The organism is Desertibacillus haloalkaliphilus (assembly GCF_019039105.1).
Lineage (GTDB): Bacteria > Bacillota > Bacilli > Bacillales > KJ1-10-99 > Desertibacillus > Desertibacillus haloalkaliphilus.
This window is the reverse complement of record NZ_JAHPIV010000263.1, coordinates 1-395: the sequence shown is the minus strand read 5'-3', so window position 1 is coordinate 395 and position 395 is coordinate 1. Positions and strand designations below refer to the sequence as shown.

The window sequence follows — 395 nt, the reverse complement described above, 5'->3', positions numbered from 1 at the left end:
CTACTGACATCATGATGAATTTGCTCTGCCCAAGTTTGCAGGCGCTTAATAAACCCATATCTTCTTATCGTCACTTCTGCAGCTAACACAATCATTTGATCAGTTAAGATATCTAACATTTCTTTAGAACCTTTACCAAATTGCAATGTTTTTAATAAGTGGTTCCGCTGCTTCAACACTTTTTGGTACATGCCTAAATGGTGTAAGTAAACACGACTAATTTGCCCTAGCTCCATATCCAAAAACCTTCTACGGACTTGCGGACTCCCTTTGACAAGGTTCAAATCTTCAGGTGCAAACATGACAACATTCGCCGCACCAACATACTCACTTAGCTTTTTCTGTTCAAGCCCGTTGATTTTCCCTTTCTTTCCCTTTACCGATAGGATTAGTTC

General features: G+C 39.7%; 1 pseudogene. It reads right to left on the bottom strand.

Going from position 1 to position 395, the window contains the following annotated elements:
• A pseudogene (locus KH400_RS21850) lies at positions 1–395 on the bottom strand (DNA replication/repair protein RecF); the annotation flags it as partial.